General features: G+C 54.9%; 7 protein-coding genes. 5 read left to right on the top strand and 2 right to left on the bottom strand.

Annotation, left to right across the window (positions count from 1 at the left end; all coding sequences use genetic code 11):
- From V7730_RS22150 to V7730_RS22130, 5 genes are all read left to right on the top strand, one after another.
- Positions 1-223, top strand: a 223-nt coding sequence (locus V7730_RS22150) for a hypothetical protein (RefSeq protein WP_335749727.1), incomplete at its 5' end; no start/stop codon positions are given.
- Positions 224-425: 202 nt separating this feature from the next.
- The gene (locus V7730_RS22145; RefSeq protein WP_335749726.1) at positions 426-1,196 is read left to right on the top strand and encodes a hypothetical protein; all 771 of its coding nucleotides are present in this window, start codon (positions 426-428) and stop codon (positions 1,194-1,196) included.
- 9 nt (positions 1,197-1,205) lie between these two features.
- A complete protein-coding gene (locus V7730_RS22140) occupies positions 1,206-1,550 on the top strand; it encodes a cytochrome b/b6 domain-containing protein (protein WP_335749725.1) in 345 nt (114 codons plus the stop codon).
- Positions 1,547-2,197: a hypothetical protein gene (locus V7730_RS22135; RefSeq protein ID WP_335749724.1), complete on the top strand. Its 651-nt coding sequence runs from the start codon at positions 1,547-1,549 to the stop codon at positions 2,195-2,197. The genes V7730_RS22140 and V7730_RS22135 overlap by 4 nt, the downstream gene beginning before the upstream one ends.
- A 10-nt stretch (positions 2,198-2,207) precedes the next feature.
- Complete coding sequence (locus V7730_RS22130; protein WP_335749723.1) at positions 2,208-3,524, top strand: (Fe-S)-binding protein; 1,317 nt, start codon at positions 2,208-2,210, stop codon at positions 3,522-3,524.
- 80 nt (positions 3,525-3,604) lie between these two features.
- Here V7730_RS22130 and V7730_RS22125 read toward each other — a convergent pair whose 3' ends face one another.
- The gene (locus tag V7730_RS22125; RefSeq protein WP_335749722.1) at positions 3,605-3,805 is read right to left on the bottom strand and encodes a hypothetical protein; all 201 of its coding nucleotides are present in this window, start codon (positions 3,803-3,805) and stop codon (positions 3,605-3,607) included.
- Between the two features lie 360 nt (positions 3,806-4,165).
- Complete coding sequence (locus V7730_RS22820; protein WP_443070270.1) at positions 4,166-4,411, bottom strand: HGGxSTG domain-containing protein; 246 nt, start codon at positions 4,409-4,411, stop codon at positions 4,166-4,168.
- Between the last annotated feature and the right edge of the window lie 352 nt (positions 4,412-4,763).

The following is a 4,763-nucleotide window of genomic DNA, read 5'->3' as shown; positions in this document are numbered from 1 at the left end:
AGGTGGACGTGAACGGCAGCAATGGGCCGGAAGCGGCAGCCTTCACGAAGGGCGGGAAGCGGCCGTTCGCTGCGGGTGCGACATGTCGTTCGCGTTGCGGCAAAAGCGGACCTCCGAGAAGGTATCGACACTACAAATAACCGCTCAGCTGCAAAAGGTTGAGGCCTCTTGTTGCCTTCGAAGCAAGTTCAAGATTTCGCTCTGTCATCATTCATTTTTTTGACTTTGCGTAGCCAACAAGGTTGCGACATTGAAAACGGATGCTCATCCAAGCTCGAAACGAGACTGATTTCTGCACCGCGCAAGTCCGCTCGAACCCCGTCTATGGAACTATTCACATTGCAGTATTCATTAAGAAGGGGCGGGGAGGCAGCTGGCGATTGATCTGCATCAATGATGCTAGTCCGATCAATAGATATAGATTTATGAATACAACTTTTGCAATGGGAGTTGCGGGCAATGTCGACTGTTTCACAACAAATCAGCTGTGCCGTCTTTCCAGCATATGCGTTCGTTTTGGCGTTTTCCTGATGCATGCTAGGTTTGCGGGCATCTTGAGGGTGAGCGCAGTGGGCCTGCTATTCACGATCAGTTTGTTGTTCGCCGTCGCCGGACAAGGACACGCTCAGGGAATTGCGCCATCGTTTCCATCCGAGGCCGGTCTTGAAAACACGCTCGGGGATCAAAGTGATAGTGATATCTGGCGCGCCATCAGGCAAGGTGCGGCTGGTCTTCCAAGCAGCAGCGAAGTTACAGACGGCATTTTAATAAATGCTGAGGGCGTCTGGTGGTCTGAACTACGTCGCCCAGAAGGGCCGCTGATCCAATATGGCGGTACGGCGCTTGCGGTGATCGTTGCGGCTGTTGCTTTGTTTTATCTGATCCGTGGACGGTTGCGAATAGATGGTGGCCGATCAGGGCGAATGGTTTCCCGGTTCTCTTTGGTGCAGCGTGTCGTTCATTGGGTCATAGCGACCTTGTTTCTGCTGCTTGGCTTCACAGGGCTGCTTTTATTGTTCGGACGCCCGTTGCTTATCCCATTGATCGGAAAATCTGCCTTCAGCATATTGGCCACCGCGTCAATGCAGGCCCATAACTTGTTCGGGCCAGTTTTCATCTTGTCACTCGGGGCTCTGTTTTTCACATTCGTGCGGGGCAACTTTCCATCATGGAGCGACATTAACTGGGTCATTTGAGGTGGTGGCATGTTTGGGGTGCATGCCAGCTCTGGCCGCTACAACGCCGGCGAAAAGGCTTGGTTCTGGACGGCTACGCTAGCTGGGATCGCCTTGTCCGCGTCCGGTATCATTTTGAGTTTTCCAAATGATCTGGGCACCCATGACCTGCTGCACCGGGCGGAGCTTTTGCATGCAATTGCTGCGCTTGTCTTTATCGGCTTTGGAGTTGGGCACATCTATCTTGCCACCATTGGCACCGAGGGTGCGATTGAAGGCATGGTGAATGGCGATGTCGACGAAAACTGGGCCCGCACGCATCACGATCTCTGGTTGTCCGAAATGGAAGCCATCGAAAGCAAGGCGGACACATGAGCATGATTGAACTTCTTGAGGGCCCACTGTGGACCGTCTCTGTCGGCATTTTTATCGTGTTTGGCGCGTGGCGCATGTTCGTTATCCTCACGACAGGGCGCTCGCCAACTCAGGCGCAGCCTGTCGGCTCTCCTGGCGCTGGTGCGGTTCGTGCGATTTTTGGACATTTCTTGCCGCGACGGGCTTTTCTGAAGCAAGGGCGCGTATGGTTCGTGATAATCGCGGGATATGCCTTTCATCTGAGTCTTTTTGCGTTGTTGTTTTTTGCGGCTCCACACGTGGCTTTCATTCGTGATCATATTCTGGGGCTTGAATGGCCGACCCTTCCGCGATGGGGGTTCATCGTTGCGGCACAATTCGCGTTTGCCGGTCTGCTCGCGCTATGGGTCAGGCGTTCTGTCGATCCGGTCGTTCGGCTGATTTCGCGCCCTGACGATCATATTGCTGCCGGGCTCACATTTTTCGTGATGCTGACCGGGTGCATGGCATTGGGCGAACAAAGTGTAATCCTGCGCGCCATTCATCTGGGGTTTGTCGAAATCTGGCTGATCTATTTCCCGTTCAGTAGCCTGATGCACACATTCACCTGGCCTCTATCGCGCGGCTTCACCGGCGCACTTGCCGGTCGTCGCGGAACCCGCATGTAGGAGAGCCGTAATGGCCACTGAAACCAAGCCTGCCACCACTCAGCCGTTCGATGCGCAAGGCGACATACCCGATACAGTTCGGGTCGCAAGCGCAATGGAAGGGTTCGTGTCTGAATTCGGCCCTCGGGCGTCAAGCTACATGAATGCCTGCGTGCGCTGCGGGTTGTGCGCCGAGGCCTGCCATTTCCATCTGGCAACAGGCGAGGCCAAATATACGCCAATTCACAAGATCAAACCGTTCGAGGCGGCCTATAGTCAGACGCAGGGACCGTTCAGTTGGATCAGACGGGCGTTCGGGATTGCACCCGTCGTCAGCATTGCCGAGTTGCAGGAATGGGAAGAGTTGATCTTTGACTCCTGCACGCTGTGTGGGCGCTGCACATTGGCCTGTCCGATGGGGATCGACATTGCTGAACTGGTGAAAGAGGCGCGCCACGGCATGTTTCAGGCAGGGCTGCTGCCCGACCGTCTGGCGCAAATTACCGGGAATGCCAAAACCAAACACAGCCCCTTCGGAGAGCCTGCGGATTTTGTCAAAGCCATCCACGCTATCGAAGCCGAGTTCTCGATCACTCTGCCGCTGGATAAACCCAAAGCCGATTTGCTGCTGACTTTGGCACCGGGGGATCTTGATGAGCACCACAATTCGGTTGCGGGACTCGCCCGGATACTCGACAGCCTTAACATCGATTGGACCTTATCTTCCGTTGCCTTTGAGGCCACCAATTTTGGATACCTTTCTGGGGATACCGAACTTCAGGGGGAATTGACCTGCCGCCTGATCGACAAGGCCCGCGAGATTGGGGCCACGACGATCCTGCTGCCGGAATGCGGTCACGCTTGGGGCGCGTTGCGCTGGGAAGCCGCGCGTTGGTATGGCTCTCCGATTGGCGATATTCGGATACTGCACACGCTCGAGCTTTTGGCAGAGCGCATTCAGATGGGCGAAATCCGTCTGCGCCCAGTGGGCGAGACTGCGACCTTTCACGACCCATGCCAGCAAATCCGGCGTGGCGGTCTGGGATGGGCATCGCGCGTCGTTTTGAAAGCCTTGGGAATGGAATTGCGCGAGCTTGAAAACGCGGAAGAGACCTCTTTCTGCTGCGGTGGTGGAGGCGGTGTTCTGGCCAATACCCGCGCCGCGCCGCTGCGTCTTCAAGCCTTCGAGATCAAACGCAAGGAAGTCGAAGCTACCGGCGCTGAACATTTTATCACCAGTTGCGGGCAATGCCGTTTGCAATTTGATCGCAGTCGCAAGGAAACTAATTGGGACAAAGAGGTGGAAAGCCTACTTGAACTGGTCGCCGTCAATATGATCATCGATTGATAGAGGCTTCCCAGAACCATCGTAGAAGAGAAGAGCATTTGCGAAGTTGGGGCAGCAGGTAAAATTGCTATTTGATGACTTCAGCCGCGCTGCGCCAATCTATGCGCGGTCAGATCCTCGGGCGCTGACACGCGCGTCCGCACGGCTTCGGCCCGGTCGATCTGCGGCGCAAGGCAGGTTACAACGGCGCGCCCGACTAGTGGCTGCGTCTCGAAACTATCGACCATGGCACGGTCGAAACTCTTGGCCCAGACGTTGCCGCCGGTGACAGCTTCGATCAAGTGTGCGCTGACGCGCACTCGTGCAGGAAACTCGGGGCACCTCAATCGTTGCCTTGAGCCGTTTTTAGCGCTGAAGGTCCGCTTTGGGGAAGCTGCATCGCAGCATCTGATTTTACTGTGCGCGGCGGCTATGGGCCGGAAGTGACAGCTGACACCAAAGCTAGAAACCAACCTGCCTGGAAGAATACCCTCAAAAGCGTGATGTTTGATTGCAAACCTAAACTCACAGTGCATCATCGTCAGTCTGTTCGCGGTCGAATGACAGACGGGGATATAACGGCGCTTTTATCCTGCTAGAAGATATAGGAACGCTTTCTGTATTGTTGGATGAAGAATTCCTCGGGAGAAAGAAAGGTAATACTATCCGCCGGCGTTCTTCACTCTCCGGTATTCTGCCCAACGTTTAATTTGCCCTCTTGAGATGCGTTCAAGGCCTTCCGCCGTTCTTGGTCCAGTAGATGCGCCACCGTGGTGACTGCACTTGGACTTCCCGGCAACGACCTTTCTTTTGCATTTCGAGCCATGAGCAGAGCCTGCACCACATTCTGGACGAAGGTCGTGGGGCAGAGGGCACCGGTCGTCGTCCAAACCCCTTGCTTTGAGCATTTCGCAACTCCTATTCATGCAGCCGCCGCAGGTTCTCTGAAAGCCACTGTGTAGGTGTGAAGATGCTGGGCATATCCGATAATGGTTGGGGGTTAGCAGAAATTCCATAAATTGGGGCCCCATTTATGGTCTCAGATAGTAACCGTCGCATAAGTTTTACCTCCGCAGACCTTAACATTTTTCAACAGGTTTGTAATACCCTTAGATACACGAACAACTCCGCTCAAAACGGCAGGGCGTTCTCTTCGGCCCCCCGCATGATCGCAGCGCGTGCGGTCTGACTGAAGTGGTCCTGCCTTTCTGGACAGGTTTGCGGCTTAGCTAAGATGCATCTGGTTTGTGTTCATGCCAC

The organism is Sulfitobacter sp. (assembly GCF_036961165.1).
Classification (GTDB): domain Bacteria; phylum Pseudomonadota; class Alphaproteobacteria; order Rhodobacterales; family Rhodobacteraceae; genus Sulfitobacter.
This window is presented reverse-complemented; position numbering and strand designations above follow the sequence as displayed.

What these genes read in the sequence shown, in the direction of transcription:
- V7730_RS22130 (WP_335749723.1), top strand. Translation starts at nt 2,208, where the DNA reads ATGGCCACTGAAACCAAGCCTGCCACCACTCAGCCGTTCGATGCGCAA.
- V7730_RS22145 (WP_335749726.1), top strand. Translation starts at nt 426, where the DNA reads ATGAATACAACTTTTGCAATGGGAGTTGCGGGCAATGTCGACTGTTTC.
- V7730_RS22140 (WP_335749725.1), top strand. Translation starts at nt 1,206, where the DNA reads ATGTTTGGGGTGCATGCCAGCTCTGGCCGCTACAACGCCGGCGAAAAG.
- V7730_RS22135 (WP_335749724.1), top strand. Translation starts at nt 1,547, where the DNA reads ATGAGCATGATTGAACTTCTTGAGGGCCCACTGTGGACCGTCTCTGTC.
- V7730_RS22820 (WP_443070270.1), bottom strand. Translation starts at nt 4,411, where the DNA reads ATGCTCAAAGCAAGGGGTTTGGACGACGACCGGTGCCCTCTGCCCCAC.